14 protein-coding genes are annotated in these 15805 nt (G+C 72.3%); 1 reads left to right on the top strand and 13 read right to left on the bottom strand.

Annotated features, from left to right (window positions below; genetic code table 11):
• From ftsZ to mraZ, 13 genes are all read right to left on the bottom strand, one after another.
• A partial coding sequence (ftsZ, locus tag AB4880_RS15980; RefSeq protein ID WP_367920214.1) for a cell division protein FtsZ occupies positions 1–1080 on the bottom strand: 1080 nt, incomplete at its 3' end.
• Between the two features lie 269 nt (positions 1081–1349).
• A complete protein-coding gene (locus AB4880_RS15985; RefSeq protein WP_367920215.1) occupies positions 1350–2099 on the bottom strand; it encodes a cell division protein FtsQ/DivIB in 750 nt (249 codons plus the stop codon).
• On the bottom strand, positions 2086–3480 hold the full coding sequence (gene murC, locus AB4880_RS15990) for a UDP-N-acetylmuramate--L-alanine ligase (RefSeq protein WP_367920216.1): 1395 nt from the start codon (positions 3478–3480) through the stop codon (positions 2086–2088). Before murC ends, AB4880_RS15985 begins: the two co-directional genes overlap by 14 nt.
• Positions 3477–4562, bottom strand: a complete 1086-nt coding sequence (gene murG, locus AB4880_RS15995; protein ID WP_367920217.1) for an undecaprenyldiphospho-muramoylpentapeptide beta-N-acetylglucosaminyltransferase — start codon at positions 4560–4562, stop codon at positions 3477–3479. The genes murC and murG overlap by 4 nt, the downstream gene beginning before the upstream one ends.
• A 10-nt stretch (positions 4563–4572) precedes the next feature.
• Positions 4573–5796, bottom strand: a complete 1224-nt coding sequence (gene ftsW, locus AB4880_RS16000) for a putative lipid II flippase FtsW (RefSeq protein WP_367920218.1) — start codon at positions 5794–5796, stop codon at positions 4573–4575.
• Positions 5797–5914: 118 nt separating this feature from the next.
• On the bottom strand, positions 5915–7396 hold the full coding sequence (murD, locus tag AB4880_RS16005) for a UDP-N-acetylmuramoyl-L-alanine--D-glutamate ligase (RefSeq protein WP_367920219.1): 1482 nt from the start codon (positions 7394–7396) through the stop codon (positions 5915–5917).
• On the bottom strand, positions 7378–8448 hold the full coding sequence (mraY, locus tag AB4880_RS16010) for a phospho-N-acetylmuramoyl-pentapeptide-transferase (protein ID WP_367920220.1): 1071 nt from the start codon (positions 8446–8448) through the stop codon (positions 7378–7380). Before mraY ends, murD begins: the two co-directional genes overlap by 19 nt.
• Before the next feature lie 96 nt (positions 8449–8544).
• Complete coding sequence (locus AB4880_RS16015; RefSeq protein WP_452440266.1) at positions 8545–10065, bottom strand: UDP-N-acetylmuramoyl-L-alanyl-D-glutamate--2,6-diaminopimelate ligase; 1521 nt, start codon at positions 10063–10065, stop codon at positions 8545–8547.
• Complete coding sequence (locus tag AB4880_RS16020) at positions 10062–11876, bottom strand: peptidoglycan D,D-transpeptidase FtsI family protein (RefSeq protein ID WP_367920221.1); 1815 nt, start codon at positions 11874–11876, stop codon at positions 10062–10064. Before AB4880_RS16020 ends, AB4880_RS16015 begins: the two co-directional genes overlap by 4 nt.
• Before the next feature lie 62 nt (positions 11877–11938).
• Entirely contained in the window at positions 11939–12574 is a 636-nt protein-coding gene (gene ftsL / locus AB4880_RS16025; RefSeq protein WP_367920222.1) for a cell division protein FtsL, read from the bottom strand.
• A complete protein-coding gene (rsmH, locus tag AB4880_RS16030) occupies positions 12574–13548 on the bottom strand; it encodes a 16S rRNA (cytosine(1402)-N(4))-methyltransferase RsmH (protein ID WP_367920223.1) in 975 nt (324 codons plus the stop codon). The genes ftsL and rsmH overlap by 1 nt, the downstream gene beginning before the upstream one ends.
• A 5-nt stretch (positions 13549–13553) precedes the next feature.
• Complete coding sequence (locus AB4880_RS16035) at positions 13554–13706, bottom strand: hypothetical protein (RefSeq protein ID WP_367920224.1); 153 nt, start codon at positions 13704–13706, stop codon at positions 13554–13556.
• Between the two features lie 320 nt (positions 13707–14026).
• Positions 14027–14449: a division/cell wall cluster transcriptional repressor MraZ gene (gene mraZ, locus AB4880_RS16040; RefSeq protein ID WP_367920225.1), complete on the bottom strand. Its 423-nt coding sequence runs from the start codon at positions 14447–14449 to the stop codon at positions 14027–14029.
• Between the two features lie 418 nt (positions 14450–14867).
• On the opposite strand from mraZ, the gene AB4880_RS16045 reads away from it, so the two are divergent.
• Positions 14868–15797 carry an AAA family ATPase gene (locus AB4880_RS16045; RefSeq protein WP_367920256.1) on the top strand — a complete coding sequence of 310 codons (930 nt, stop codon included), beginning with the start codon at positions 14868–14870 and terminating at the stop codon, positions 15795–15797.
• Positions 15798–15805 lie beyond the last annotated feature (8 nt).

The following is a 15805-nucleotide window of genomic DNA, read 5'->3' on the forward strand; positions in this document are numbered from 1 at the left end:
CGCGTCGGCCTCGGGGCGCTCGGGACGACGGCTCGCGACCGCGCCCGCGGTGCCGGCGGCCGGGCGGGACTCGGCCGGCGTCTGCGGCCGGCTCGCGTCACGCCGTACGGCGGTCTCGTCGCGGCGCTTGGGCAGGACGGCGTCGAAGCCGGCGGCGATGACGGTGACCCGGACCTCGTCGCCGAGGGCGTCGTCGATGATCGTGCCGAAGATGATGTTCGCGTCGGCGTGGACCGCGTCGGCGACCATGGCGGCGGCCTCGTTGATCTCGAAGATGCCGAGGTCGGAGCCGCCCGCGATCGAGAGCAGCACGCCGTGGGCGCCGTCGATGGACGCCTCGAGCAGCGGGCTGCTGATCGCCATCTCGGCCGCGGCCAGCGCCCGGTCCTCGCCGCGCGCGGAGCCGATGCCCATGAGCGCGGAGCCGGCGTTGCTCATGACCGCCTTGACGTCGGCGAAGTCGACGTTGATCAGACCGGGGGTCGTGATCAGGTCGGTGATGCCGGAGACACCCTGCAGCAGGACCTGGTCGGCCTGCTTGAAGGCGTCGAGCATGGAGACGTTGCGGTCGGAGATCTGGAGCAGGCGGTCGTTGGGGATCACGATGAGGGTGTCGACCTCCTCGCGGAGCCGCTCGATGCCCTCGTCGGCCGACTTCTTGCGGCGCGCGCCCTCGAAGGTGAACGGCCGGGTCACGACGCCGATCGTCAGCGCTCCGAGCGAGCGCGCGATCCGCGCCACGACGGGCGCGCCGCCGGTGCCGGTGCCGCCGCCCTCGCCCGCGGTCACGAAGACCATGTCGGCGCCCTTGAGCACCTCCTCGATCTCCTCCGCGTGGTCCTCGGCGGCCTTGCCGCCCACGTCGGGGTTGGCGCCCGCGCCGAGGCCGCGGGTGAGCTCGCGACCGATGTCGAGCTTGACGTCGGCGTCACTCATCAGCAGCGCCTGGGCGTCGGTGTTGATCGCGATGAATTCGACACCCTTGAGGCCGACCTCGATCATCCGGTTGACGGCGTTGACGCCGCCACCACCGATGCCGACGACCTTGATGATGGCCAGGTAGTTCTGTGCTGCTGCCACGGCTGCACCTCTCCAGATAGGTGTGTGTTGTCGTCGTCTGTAGGCGGTCGGCCACCCTTCCCCGGCGGCCGTCCGGCGTGTCGCACAACCCTTACCCTCAGCCTGAGGGTTATAGTTATGTCAACCTCGTCGTGCTCATGACAGTAGGGACGCCGACGGCCGTCGCGGCGCAGACACGCCGACTCCCTGGCCTTTACTTGCGCTTCCTGACGGTTGCAACCGTCAGGAAGCGCAAGAATCCCCGCTGAAGCGGGGATTCCTGCATCCGCTCAGCGCGTGGTCGGGGCGCCGGGGACCGAGACGTCGTACAGCGTGGCCTTGCGGTTGAGCAGCTGGAGCAGGACGGCGGCCTTGTCCTTGGCCCGGTCCGAGCTCCCCCACCGGACCAGCCGGCCGTCGCGCAGGTGGAGCACGATCTCGTCGACGGTCTGCACCTCGACGTAGTCGACGAGCTGGGTGACCTGTGGGTCGAGGGCGGCGACGACGGCGGCGCCCTCGGCGAGCGCGTCGCCGTCGGCGGCGGGGCCGACCTTGACGCGGGGCAGGCCGGCGGGGGCCTTGGCGAGGTGGCCGAAGGCGACGCCGGAGGCGTCGAGGTTGGTCAGCCGGTCACCCCGGTCGAGGACGGCGACCGGGGTCCGCTCGACGATCTCGATCCGCACCTGGTGCGGCCACTTGCGCGAGACGTCGACCGTCTTGACGGTCGCGAGCGCCTTGAGCCGCAGCTCGATGGCGTGCAGGTCGACGGTGGCCAGCGGCCCGTCGAGCGGCACCGCGGCGGTGGCCAGCACCTGCTTGTCGGTGAGCTGGGCGTTGCCGACGACGTCGACGCTCTGGGTGCGCAGCCACGACGAGAAGTAGATGGCGTAGACGCCGAACCCGATCGCGCCGACGATCAGCACGCCGGCCAGCAGGTAGCGCCAGGTCAGCCAGCGGCGGGCACGCTGCCGCCGGGCGAACGCCTTGCGGGTCCGCTCGAGCGTGCTGTCGGCACCGCCGGGGCGCTTACCCCTCGCCATCGCCTCGCTCCGCGTCTGCCAGGGCGGCGACCAGCGCGGGCGCGATCGTCGTGACGTCGCCGGCGCCGAGGGTGAGCACCAGGTCGCCGGGGCGCGCGAGCCCGACCAGCGTCGGTACGACGTCGGCCCGCTCGCCCACGAACCGCACCCGGTCACCCGGCAGCCCGACCGCCCCGGCCACCAGCGCGCCGGTGACGTCGGGGTCGGGGTCCTCGCGGGCGACGTAGACGTCCATCACGACGACCTCGTCGGCGGCGCTGAGCTCACGGCCCATCTCGGCGCCGAAGATCCGGGTCCGGGAGACCAGGTGCGGCTGGAAGCACACGATGAGCCGGCCGCCGTCGTCGGCACCGTCGACGAGCGAGCGGGCGGCCTCGAGGTCGCCGCGGATCTCGCTCGGGTGGTGGGCGTAGGAGTCGTAGACCTGGACGCCGGCGACCGAGCCGATCGGCTCCATCCGCCGCTTGGCGCCCCGGTGCTGGGCGAGCCCGCGGATCAGGGCGGCCGGGTCGGCGCCCAGCTCGAGGCCGACGGCCAGGGCCAGCAGCGCGTCCTGCGCGTAGTGACGCCCGGGGACGGCGAGCTCGACCCGGCCGAGGTCGGCGCCCCGGTGCGTGACCCGGAAGCGGGTGCGGCCGCCGTCGATGTTGAGCTCGGAGCCGTGCAGGTCGGCGCCGTCGAAGAAGCCGACCGTGACCGAGGCCAGGTCGGTGCGCTCGGCGAGGGTCACCTGCGCCCGCGCGGCGAACTCCGCGAACGCGGCCTCGTAGGCCTCCTCGGTGCCCCAGTGGTCGAGGTGGTCGGCGTCGACGTTGGTGATGACGGAGATCTCGGGGGTGTAGACGAGGAAGGCGCCGTCGGACTCGTCGGCCTCCACGACGACGACGTCGCCGGAGCCCACACGGGCGTTGGTGCCGAGGGTCTCGACCTCGGCGCCGATCGCGAAGGTCGGGTCGAGGCCCGCCTCCTGCAGCGCCACGGTCACCATCGCGGTGGTCGTGGTCTTGCCGTGGGTGCCGGCGACGGCGACCACGCGCCGTCCGGCGAGCACCGACTGGAGGCCGGCCGAGCGCGGCCACAGCCGCAGCCCGCGGGCGATCGCGGCGACGATCTCCGGGTTGTCCTCGCGGGCCGCGGTGGTCGCGATCACGGTGTCGACGCCGTCGAGGTGGGCGGCGTCGTGGCCGACGTGGACGGTGATCCCCTCGTCCCGCAGCGCCCGGACGACTGCGGAGTCGTTGGCGTCGCTGCCGCTGACGGCCACGCCGGACTGGTGCATCAGCCGGGCGATGCCGGACAGGCCGGCGCCGCCGATGCCGACGAAGTGGACCCGGCCGAGCCGGTCGGCGGCGAGGATCTCGCCGGGGACGGGGATCTTCACCGGGCGACGTCCTGGATGATCCGGGCGAGCTTGTCATCGGCGTCACGCGGCACGAGCTGCGAGGCGGCCGCGCCCATCCGCGCCAGCCGGTCGGGGTCGCCGAGCAGCGCCGGGACGGCGTCGGCGACGTAGTCGGCGGAGAACGAGGCGTCCTCGACGAGCAGCGCTCCCCCGGCCTCGACGACCGGACGGGCGTTGAGCGCCTGCTCGCCGTTGCCGATCGGCAGCGGCACGAAGATCGCGGGCACCCCGCTCGACGACGCCTCGACGACACTCGACGCTCCGGAGCGGCACACCATCAGGTCGGCCGCGGCGAGGGCGTAGTCCATCCGCTCGACGAACGGCAGGACGACGTACGGGACGCCGGTCGCCACCGGCTCGCGCCAGCTCGGGTCGCTCGCGCCGTTGGGGCCGATCACGTGCAGCACCTGGATGCCCGCCGAGCCGAGCACCGGCGCCGCGCCGCTGACCGCCTGGTTGAGCCGGCGCGCGCCCTGCGATCCGCCGGTCACCACGAGGGTGGGCAGGTCGGGGTCGAGGCCGAAGAAGGCCCGTGCCTCGGCGCGCAGCGCCGGCCGGTCGAGCGTGCTGATCATCCGGCGCACCGGCAGGCCGACGTACTCGGCCTTGCGCAGCGGCGTGTCCGGGAAGCTGACCGCCACCCGGCGCGCGACCCGCGCGCCGAACTTGTTGGCGATGCCGGGCAGCGCGTTCTGCTCGTGGACGACGAGCGGCAGCCTGCGGCGCCGGGCGGCGACGTAGGCCGGCATGGAGACGTAGCCGCCGTAGCCGACGATCGCGTCGGGCCGGATCTCGTCGACGATGTCGAGCGCGGCCTTGACCGCGGCGCGCAGCCGCGAGGGCACCAGCGCGAGGTCCTTGCCGGGCTTGCGCGGCAGCGGCACCGGCGGCACCAGCCGCAGCGGGTAGCCGGCCGCGGGCACGACCTTGTTCTCCAGGCCGCGGGGCGTGCCGAGGCAGGTGATCTCGACGTCGGGGTCGAGGCGGCGCAGGGCGTCCGCGGTCGCAAGCAGCGGCGAGGTGTGCCCCGCCGTTCCCCCACCGGCCAGAAGAATCCTCACGCGGGAGAACCTACCCGCGCGCCGAGAGCCCGGCCGACCGGGCCCGGCGCCGCTGCGCCAGCGCCCGCGCGGCCGCCGGCTCGCGCCGCGCGAAGCCGATCACCAGGCCGAGCGCGGCCAGGGTCGGGAGCAGGCTCGAGCCGCCGTAGGAGACGAGGGGAAGCGGAATGCCGATGACCGGCAGCAGCGCCAGCACCATGCCGACGTTGATCATCATCTGGCCGAGCAGCCAGACCACGATGCCGAAGGTGCAGTAGCGCACGAAGGGCTGCTTGGTCTCGCGGGCGACCCGGACGCCGGCGTAGGCGATGACGAGGAAGAGGCCGATCACCAGCAGCGTGCCGATCAGGCCGAGCTCCTCGCCGAGGACGGCGAAGATGAAGTCGGTGTGGGCCTCCGGCAGCCGGCTCCACTTCTGCTGGCTGGCGCCGATGCCCTCGCCGAAGATCCCGCCGCTGGACAGCGCGTAGAGACCGTGGGCGGGCTGCCAGCCGGTCTTGGCGAAGTCGCGGAACGGGTCGGTGAAGCTGGAGATGCGCTCCATGCGGACCGGGTTGGTCGCGACCAGGCCGAGGACGACGACCGTGACGCCCAGGAAGGCCATCAGGAACATCTTCCCGGGGGCGCCGACCACCCAGAGCATCGCGACGAGCAGCGCGAAGAAGATCAGCGCGGTGCCGAGGTCCTTGCCGGCGACGACCAGTCCGGTCGCGAGCATCATGCCGGGCACGACGGGCACCAGCATCTGGTGCATGTTGCCGAGCCGGCGCTCCTTGTTGGCGTAGATGTGGCTGGCCCAGATGATCAGCGAGAACTTCGCGATCTCGGAGGGCTGGATCTGCACCGGCCCGAGCACCAGCCAGTTGGTGTTGCCGTTGACCTCGCGCCCGGCGAAGGCGGTCACGACGAGCAGCAGCAGCGAGATCGAGAAGGCCGGGTAGGCCAGGCCTCTGACCCACTTCACCGACACCCGTGAGGCGAGGAAGGCGCAGGGCACGCCGAGCGCGACCCACATCACCTGGCGCTTGACGATGGCGTAGGAGTCGCCGGTCGCCCGGTAGGACGCGACGCTCGACGCGCTGAGCACCATGATCAGGCCGATGGTCAGCAGCAGCGCGGTGGCGCCGAGCAGCAGGTAGTAGGTCGTCAGCGGCCGGTCGAGCGCGTCCTTGAGCGAGCGGGTCCAGCCGTGGCGGGGGCTGCGCGCGGTGCGCAGGCTGCCGAGCTGGGGCACGCGGACCTGGGGCACCTTGGGCCGCGGGACGCGACGCAGCAGCGCGGCGACGCCGGGCCGGGTGCGCTCGGGGTTCGCGGTGGTGATGACGGCCCCCTTGCTCCTTGTCCGGTGGTGATCAGCTCGTGCCGACGTGCTCCCGCACGGCCGCGGCGAAGGCGTCGCCCCGGGCGGCGTAGTCGGTGAACTGGTCCATCGAGGCGCATCCCGGCGCCAGCAGGACGGTGTCGCCCGCCTGGGCGACCTCGGCCGCTGCCGCCACGACCCGCCTCATCAGGTCGTCACCGACTGCCCCACCAGTCTCAGGGCTCTCGACCTGGAAGACCGGCACATCGGGTGCGTGTCGCGAAAGCGCGTCGGCGATCACCTGACGGTCGCGCCCGATCAGCACGGCGGCGCGCAGCCGCCCGCCGACGGCGGTCACCAGCTCGTCGAAGGCCGCGCCCTTGGCGAGCCCGCCGGCGACCCACACCACGGGCTCGAAGGCGGCCAGCGAGGACGCCGCCGCGTGTGGGTTGGTGGCCTTGGAGTCGTCGACCCACGTGATGCCGTCGTGCTCGGCGACCACGGCGATCCGGTGGCCGTCGGGACGGAACGCCTTCAGCCCGTCGCGTACGGCGGCCTGGCTGATGCCGTGCGCGCGCGCCAGCGCCGCGGCGGCCAGCGCGTTGGCGACGAAGTGCGGCGCGCTGGAGGCCAGGTCGTCGAGCGTGCAGAGCTCGGCGGCGCTGGTGGAGCGCTCCTCGATGAACGCGCGGTCGACCAGGATGTCCTCGACCACGCCGAGCATGCCGACCGCGGGCGTGCCGAGCGTGAAGCCGATGGCACGGGCGCCCTCGATCACGTCGGCCTCGCGGACCAGCTCCTCGGTCGCCGGATCGGCCACGTTGTAGACGCAGGCCCGCTGGACGTTGGTGTAGATCCGCCCCTTGTCGCGGGCGTAGTCGTCCATCGAGTCGTACCAGTCGAGGTGGTCCTCGGCGACGTTGAGCACCACGGCGCTCTCGGCCGACATCGAGTCGGTGTAGTGCAGCTGGAAGCTGGACAGCTCGACGGCGATGACATCGTAGGGCTCGGGGTCCATGACGGCCTCGGTCAGTGGCAGCCCGACGTTGCCGGCCGCCACGCTGCGCAGCCCGGCGGCGCGCAGGATGCTGTCGAGCATCTGCACGGTCGTGGTCTTGCCGTTGGTGCCGGTGACGCACAGCCAGGGCGCCGGCTGCTCGGGGTCGCGCAGCCGCCAGGCGAGCTCGACCTCGCCCCACACCGGCACGCCGCGCTCGCGCGCGGCCACGATGATCGGGGCGTCGGGCCGGAAGCCCGGCGAGACGACGAGGACGTCGACGTCGTCGGGCAGCGCGGCCGTCGCGCCCTCGTGGATGTCGATCCGGGCGCCGAGCACCTCGAGCAGCTCGACGCGCTCGAGCAGCTTGGGGCTGACCGACTCGGCGACGGCGTGCACGTCGGCCCCGAGGTGGAGCAGGTTGTCGACCGCCGCGGCGCCGCTGGCGCCGAAGCCGGCGACGACGGCGCGCACGCCGTCCCAGGCGTCCGTGCGTCCGAGCGTGGAGACGTCTCGGCTCACAGCCGGGCCACCCATTCCGCGTAGAAGATGCCGAGGCCCGTGGCGACGAACAGGCCGGTGATGATCCAGAACCGGATCACCACGGTCACCTGCTCCCACCCGAGCATCTCGAAGTGATGGTGGATCGGCGCCATCCGGAAGATCCGGCGGCCCTTGGTGAGCTTGAAGAAGCCGACCTGCATCATCACCGAGACCGTCTCGAGCACGAAGAGGCCGCCGAGGATGACGAGGAGCAGCTCGGTGCGGGTCAGGATCGCGAAGCCGGCGAGCGCGCTGCCGAGCGCGAGCGAGCCGGTGTCGCCCATGAAGATCTTGGCCGGCGAGGCGTTCCACCACAGGAAGCCGAAGCAGGCGCCGGTGATGGCCGCGGCGATGATCGCCAGGTCGAGCGGGTCGCGGACGTTGTAGCAGCTCGCGCTCGGCGCCTTCTGGCACAGCTGGTTGTTCTGCCAGATGTTCACCAGAGTGTAGGCGCCGAAGACCATGACCGAGGCGCCGGCCGCGAGGCCGTCGAGCCCGTCGGTGAGGTTGACCGCGTTGCTGAAGCCGGCGACGAACAGCCAGATCAGCAGGATCGCCAGGACCATCGGCAGCACGAACCAGTCGAGCTCGCGCAGGAAGGAGACCTTCTCGCTGGCCGGCGTCCGGCCGTGGGAGTCCTCCAGCCAGGGCGACAGCGCGAGCCCGCCGAAGACGAGCGCGATCACGGTCTGACCGGCCATCTTCGCCTTGCTGCGCAGCCCGAGGCTGCGCTGCTTGGAGATCTTGATGAAGTCGTCGAGGAAGCCGACCAGGCCCATCCCGACGAACAGGAAGAGCAACAACAGCGCCGACGCGCTGGGCGTCGTCATCGTGATCAGCTTGGCCAGGAAGTAGGCGATGACCGCCGCCAGGATGATCACGACACCGCCCATGGTGGGCGTGCCGCGCTTGGTGTGGTGGCTCGTCGGGCCGTCGTCCCGGATCTCCTGGCCGTAGCCCCACTGGGTGAACAGGTTGATGACCACCCGGGTGCCGAGCAGCGAGATCAATAGGGCGATGCCACCACCGAGCAGAATCGCTCTCACGCCGTCGTCTCCTCCAGGGTCGCATCGGTCAGCGCTACCGGGGCATTCTGCCGCACGCGGGGCCCCGGCCCCGACTCCCCCGCCGTGACGCTCACCTCAGTCGCCCCGGGGCAGCGCGGCGAGCACCTCGCGGACGACGTCGCGGTCGTCGAACGGGTGGACCACGCCGGCGACCTCCTGGCCGCTCTCGTGCCCCTTGCCCGCCACCAGGACGACGTCGCCGGCGCCGGCGCGCGCCAGTGCCTCGGCGATCGCGGCCCGCCGGTCGCCGATCTCGAGGATCTCGGCGGTGCCGGTGCGGGCGCCGGCCAGGACCTCGGCGCGGATGGCGGCCGGGTCCTCGGTGCGCGGGTTGTCGTCGGTGACGACGACCAGGTCGGCGAGCTCGGCGGCGATGGCTCCCATCACCGGGCGCTTGCCGGTGTCGCGGTCGCCGCCCGCGCCGATCACGACGATCAGCCGGCCGCGGGTGACCGGACGCAGCGTGCGCAGGACGGCATCGACCGCGTCGGGCTTGTGGGCGTAGTCGACGACCACGGTGAGGTCGCGGTCGGTCAGGATGCGCTCGAGTCGCCCCGGAACGCCGCCGGAGCGGCCGATCCCGTCGGCGACCGCGTGCGGGTCGAAGCCGGCCTCGGCGGCCGACGCGATGGCGGCGAGAGCGTTGGCGACGTTGAACTCCCCCGCCAGCGGCACGCTCCCCGTCACCCGTACGCCGTCGGGCCCGTGCACCACGAACGTCGAGCCGTCGGCACCCAGGCTCACCTCGGAGACCGTCCAGTCGGCCGCGCGGTCGGCGCCCACCGCATAGGTGCGCACCGGGATCGACGCCTCGCTCACCAGCCGGCGGCCGTGCTCGTCGTCGACGCAGACCAGGCCGAACCGGGCGTGCTCGGGCGTGAAGAGCATCGCCTTGGCCTGGAAGTAGTCCTCGACGTCGGCGTGGAAGTCGAGGTGGTCGCGGCCGAGGTTGGCGAAGACGGCGACGTCGAAGACGACGCCGTCGACCCGGCCCATCACCAGCGCGTGGCTCGACACCTCCATCGCGCAGGCGGCGACGTCGAGCTCGAGCATCCGCGCGAAGAGACCGTGCAGGTCGGGCGCCTCGGGCGTGGTGAGCGCGGTCTTCACCTCCTGCCCGGCGATGCGGGTGCCGACCGTGCCGACCACCGCGCTGCGGACACCGGCCGCCAGGAGGCCGCCGTCGAGCAGCCGGGTGATCGTCGTCTTGCCCTGGGTGCCGGTGACGCCGATCGTGCGCAGCGCCGCCGCGGGCCGGCCGTAGACCTGCGCGGCGACCGCGCCGAGGACGGCGCGCGGGTGCATCACGACGAGCGCGGGCAGCCCCGAGGAGCGGGCCAGGTCGGCGCCCTCGGGGTCGGTCAGGATCGCGACCGCGCCGGACGCGGCGGCCTGCGCGGCGAAGCTCGCCCCGTGGGCCCGCGCGCCGGCGACGGCGGCGTACAGGTCGCCGGGCCGGACCCGGCGCGAGTCGAGGGTGATGCCGGTGACGGCGACGTCGGGCTGTCCGCCGGCCAGTCCCAGCGCCCGGGCCAGCTCCGCGAGGGGCGTGGCCGGCGGGTGCGCGGGACGCGCGGCGAGGGCGTCGGCGCTCACCACTCGACCGGCGTCTGGTTGGGCTTCGCGCCGGTGGGCGGCACGCCGTACCGGCGCAGGGTGTAGCTCATCAGCTTGGCGAAGGCCGGACCCGCCACGCTGCCGCCGCCGCTGCCGGCCCGCGGCCGCTGGACGACGACGTAGATCGTGAAGCGCGGCTTGTCGGCGGGCGCGAAGCCGGCGAAGGAGACTGTGGTCGAGCCGTCGTAGCGGCCGTCGACGACGCGCTGCGCGGTGCCGGTCTTGCCGGCGACCCGGTAGCCCGGGATCGCCGCCCGCGGCGCGACGCCCGCGCCCTCGGCGACCACGCGCTCCATCATCAGCATCGTCTCGTGGGCGGCCTTCTCGCTGACCACGCGGCGGCTGGCCGCGGTGTCGCTGCCGACCAGGGCGCCGGAGTCGGTACGGGCCTCGCCCTTGATCAGGCTGGGGCTGATGTAGACGCCGCCGTTGGCGATCGTGTTGACCGCCGCGATCATCTGCACCGCGTTGACCGAGAGCGACTGGCCGAACGCGATGCGGTCGCCGACCTGCGACGTCCACGCCGCGCCGGTCGGCAGGATGCCCGGGCTCTCGCCGCGGCCACCACCGAGGAGGTTGGTGCGCGCGCCGAGGCCGAACTGCGTCAGGTAGCGGCGCAGCTGGCCGGACTTGAACTGGTCGGCGGCGAGCACGGTGCCGATATTGGACGACTTGGCGATGATGCCGGCCAGGGTGAGCCGGATGGTGCCGTGCTGCCAATAGTCGCCGATCGGGCGGTCCTGCCGGTAGAGCCGGCCGGGGACCTTGAACCGCTGGTCCTTGTAGGCCAGGCCGGCGTCGACCAGGGAGCTGATGGTGAGCACCTTCTCGACCGAGCCGGGCTCGTAGGGGTCGGTCAGCGCGGACGACTTGTAGAGCTTGGGGTCGTACTCGTAGGGGTTCGAGGCGTCGTAGGTCGGATAGTCGGCGAGCGCGAGGAGCTGTGCGGTGCGGCTGTCGAGGATGAGCGCCATACCGGACTCGCCGCCTGCGTTGACGACGGTCTGCTGCAGCACCCGCTGCGTGTAGTACTGCAGGTCGCGGTCGATCGTCAGGTGGAGCGTCTTGCCGTCGACCGCGGGCGTGACCGTGTTGTTGCCGAGCGGGATCTGGGCGCCGTTGCTGATCTCGTAGGTCGCCTTGCCGTCCTTGCCGGACAGGTACTTGTTGAAGGTGTCCTCGAGACCGGCCAGCGCGCGGGCCGATCCGTCTGCGGTGGGCGTGCCGAGGAAGCCGAGCAGGTTGGCCGCGACCGTGCGGTTGGGGTAGACGCGCAGCGGGTCGCGCTCGGTCGACAAGCCCGCGAACAGCCGGCCCTTGTCGTCCTTGAACTGCTCCTTGATGTCGCCGACGACCTTCTCGGCCTTGGCGGCGGGCACCTGGCGGGCGATGTACTGGAAGCGGCCCTTGCCGCGCAGCCGCTCCAGCGCGTCGAAGTAGTCGACCCCGAGCTTGTCGGCCAGGATCGTCGCCAGCTGGGGCGCGACCTTCGAGGTCACCATCGGGTCGGCCACGATCATCCGGCCGTCGATGGTGTCGGCCATCGGGTTGCCGTCGCGGTCGAGGATCTGACCGCGGGTGGCGGGCAGCACGACCGGCACCGAGCCCTCGCGGGCGGCCATCTCGGCGTACGACTGCGGGTCGACGCCCTGCAGCTGGACCAGGCGCGCGGCGAACAGCGACAGCACCATGGCGATCAGGACGAACCCGACCTTCATCCGCAGGTGCGGCGACCCGCGCCGGACCTCACCGGTCAGGCGCCGGGCACGGCTGGGCTTGGGACGGTTCAACGCGTCGCTCTCTGGTCTCTCTCGGATGGGTGACGGCTGGCGTCCAACCTACGTCCGGGAGGTCAGTGAACGCGGTTGGGCGCGCCGTTCGTGCCGGCCTTCACCGGTGTCTTGCCCGAGGTCTTGCCCGAGGTCTTGCCCGAGGTCTTGCCCGAGGTCTTGCCCGGGGTCTTGGCCGGAGTCTTGGCCGGAGTCTTGGCCGGAGTCTTCGCGGGGACCTTCACGGTGCCCGGGTTGAGCGAGGCCGGCTTGCGCGGACCGGGCTGGTGGAGGGGCAGACGGTCGGCGGCCGTCGCCGGCGTCGGCGTGCCGGTGATCCTGCCCGACCCGAGGTGCAGGACGGCGGCCGGCGCGGTCGGGATGACCATGCCCTGCCGCTCCGCGCCCGCGGCGATGCGGGTGCCGTCGTTGAGGGTCTGGATGTCCTGCTCGAGCGCCTCCTGCTGGACGCCGAGGTCGGTGGCCTGACGCTGCAGCGCGCTCTCCCGGAAGGCCGCCTGCTGCATGGAGGTGTTGAACATGAGCAGCCCGATCACACCGCCGAGCAGGATCACCGTGACGAAGGCGATGAACGGCATCCGCGGGGCGGTCGAGCGGCGCCGCGGGACGACGGTCAGCCGGGCGCGCTCGAGGGCGGCCTGGGCGATCCGGGGCGCGACGTACGGGAGCCGGTTGCGGAGAGGTTCGTTGCTGGACATCAGACGGCTCCCTTGCCTGTGGATGTGCTGCTCGGACGGATGCGCTCGACGGCGCGGAGACGGACGGAGGCGGCGCGAGGGTTCTCCTCGACCTCCTCGGCGTTGGCCTGCTCGGCACCACGGGTGACGAGCCGGTACGACGGCTCGGCGCCCTCGGGGACGAACGGCAGGTCGTCGGGGACGTCGAGTCGGGTCGCGGCCGCGAAGGTCCGCTTGACCAGCCGGTCCTCGAGCGAGTGGTAGGACTCGACGACCACCCGGCCGCCGACGGCGATCGCCTCGACCGCCGCGGGCATCGCCCGCTGCAGCACCCGCAGCTCGTCGTTGACCTCCATCCGCAGCGCCTGGAAGGTGCGCTTCGCGGGATGGCCGCCGGTACGGCGCGCGGGCGCCGGGATGGCGTCGTAGAGCAGGGCGACGAGGCGGGCCGAGGTGGTGAACGGCTCCTTCTGGCGCTCCCGGACGACGGCGTCGGCGATCCGGCGGGCCATCTTCTCCTCGCCGTACTCCTTGAGGATCCGGGTCAGCTCGGCCGCGCTGTAGGTGTTGAGGACGTCGGCGGCGGTCGGGCCGCTGTCGCCCATCCGCATGTCGAGGGGCGCGTCGACGGCGTACGCGAAGCCGCGCTCGGGCAGGTCGAGCTGCATCGAGGAGACGCCGAGGTCGAACAGGACGGCGTCGACCTCGGCGAGGCCCTGGCCGGCGATCACGTCGGCGATCTCGTCGTACACGGCCTGGACGCCGACGAAGCGGTCGCCGAAGGGGGCGAGCCGCTCGCGGCTCATCGCCAGCGCCTGCGGGTCGCGGTCGATGCCGATGACCCGGGCCTGCGGGAGCCGCTGGAGCACCGCCTCGGTGTGGCCGCCGAGGCCGAGCGTGCAGTCGACCATGACCGCGCCGTCGTGCTCGAGCGCGGGCGCGAGAAGAGAGACGACCCGGTCCAGCAGGACGGGGACGTGGCGGGGGCTGCTCATGGTCCTCAGCGCCCCGCGACCGGGGTCAGCAGGAGCAGGAGGGCGCAGCCGACCGAGACCGCTGCGGAGAAGGCCATCAGGGCGACGGCGTCGCGGGCCTGCTCGCGCACACGACGCTGACCGGATGCCTCCGGCGGCTGTGTGCGGACCACGCTCATGTCTTCGACCCCTCGACCCTGGGAAATGGAGAGCGGATCCGCAGAGCCAGGTCCCTGCCCGCTCCCGGCCCGAGTTGTTCGGGGTGCCGTCTGGCGCCGGGGAAGGTGCCCCAGAAGGCGGGGTGCTCGGGCGCGGGTGCCGCCTGTGGCCGGGGAAGGTGCTACAGGTGGCGATGCGCCGGGAGCGATCGGGAGCGGGAGCGGGCTGAGACCTCGTCCTGCGGATCCGCTGTTGTGTTGTCAGTGCTGCTGCTGGTGCTGGTGCTAGTGCCGCCGCCGCGGTGGTGGTGGTGGTGGTGGTGCCTGGTATTGCGTGCGGATCAGTCGTCGTCCTCGTCGAGGTCGGCGAACTCCTCCAGGGCCTCGAGCTGGAACTCGCGCCAGGCGGCCGGGTTCCAGATCTCCAGGCGGTCACGGACGCCGATCACGACCACGTCGCGCTCGAGGTCGGCGTACTCCCGGAGGTGGGCCGGGATTCCGATCCGCCCCTGCTTGTCCGGAGTGCTCTCGTCGCCGCCGGCGAAGAGGACCCGGGCGTAGCGCCGGGCGGCGCGGTTGGTCATCGGCCGGGCGGCTGCCCGCTCGGCCTCCTCGGCGAAGACATCGGTCGGCCAGACGACGAGGCACTTGTCCTGTCCCTGTGTGACCACGAGGCCCTCCGCCAGTCGATCCCTGAACTTCGCCGGAAGGAAGAGGCGGCCCTTGTCGTCGAGCTTCGGGGTGTAGGTGCCCATGAAGAGCATCCGGCACCCCCAGCAGGTCGACGTGGATCACCTTTCCTCCACTTTCCCCCACACTACTCCACTTTCCCCCACCGTCAACCACCGAATCGCCCGTTTTCGCGGTCGTGTCACCCCACCGCGCCCGAAAAACCCCAGGTCAGCCGCCTGAGAGCGGCGGTGGAGCGGGGTGGAGGGCGGTGGAGGAGAGGTGGAGCGCCGGTGGGGAGAGATCGGCGTCGCGCGTCCTGGGGAGAAGGGAGGACCATGGAGGGGAAGATCCGCGCCGGCGGGCCGCGCCGGTTGGGCACCCTGTTCTAGGGTGTGCCCACCCCAGCAGCATCGAGAGGAAGTCATCGCCGTGGAGACGTCGTCCAGCGCCCCTGCACCGGCCTCGCCCGGGAGCACCGACGTCGACACCGTCGCCCGGGTCGCCGCCCGCATCCAGGCGAACGTCGAGAAGGTGATCGAGGGCAAGGGCGAGGTGGTCGCGGCGGCGATCGTCGTCCTGCTCGCCGAGGGCCACCTGCTGCTCGAGGACGTCCCCGGCGTCGGCAAGACGATGCTGAGCAAGGCGCTGGCCCGCAGCATCGACTCCACGGTGCGCCGGGTGCAGTTCACGCCCGACCTGCTGCCGTCCGACATCACCGGCGTGTCGGTCTACAACCAGTCGACGCGCGAGTTCGAGTTCCGCCCCGGCGGCGTCTTCGCCAATATCGTCATCGGCGACGAAATCAACCGCGCCTCCCCCAAGACCCAGTCGGCGCTGCTCGAGTGCATGGCCGAGCGCCAGGTGACGGTCGACAACGTCACCTACCACCTCGAGTCGCCGTTCATGGTGATCGCGACCCAGAACCCGGTCGAGATGGAGGGCACCTATCCCCTGCCCGAGGCGCAGCGCGACCGCTTCCTCGCGCGGGTGTCGATCGGCTACCCGGTGCCGGCCGCCGAGATCGCGATGCTCGCCAACCACGGCGAGATCAGCCCGCTCGACGACCTCGAGCCGGTCACCGACAGCGCCGAGATCCGCAAGCTGTGCGCGATCGTCAGCCAGATCCACGTCTCCGACGCGGTCCAGCGCTACGCCGTCGCGCTGACCTCCGCCACCCGCCAGAGCCCCGAGCTGCTGCTCGGCGCCTCCCCGCGCGCGACCCTCCACCTGGTCCGCGCCGCCAAGGCCCGCGCGGCGCTGCACCGCCGCGACTACGTGCTGCCCGACGACCTGCGTGCCCTGGCCCAGCCGGTGCTCGCACACCGCCTGCTGCCGAGCGCCGAGGCCGCCGTCGGTGGCCGGAGCGTGGCCACCATCCTGGAGGGCATCGCGGCCCAGGTGCCGGTGCCCGACGGCTCCGGCTTCTCCGGCACTTCGTGACGGGAGAT

It is taken from the genome of Nocardioides ginsengisoli (assembly GCF_039537225.1).
Classification (GTDB): Bacteria; Actinomycetota; Actinomycetes; order Propionibacteriales; family Nocardioidaceae; genus Nocardioides; species Nocardioides ginsengisoli.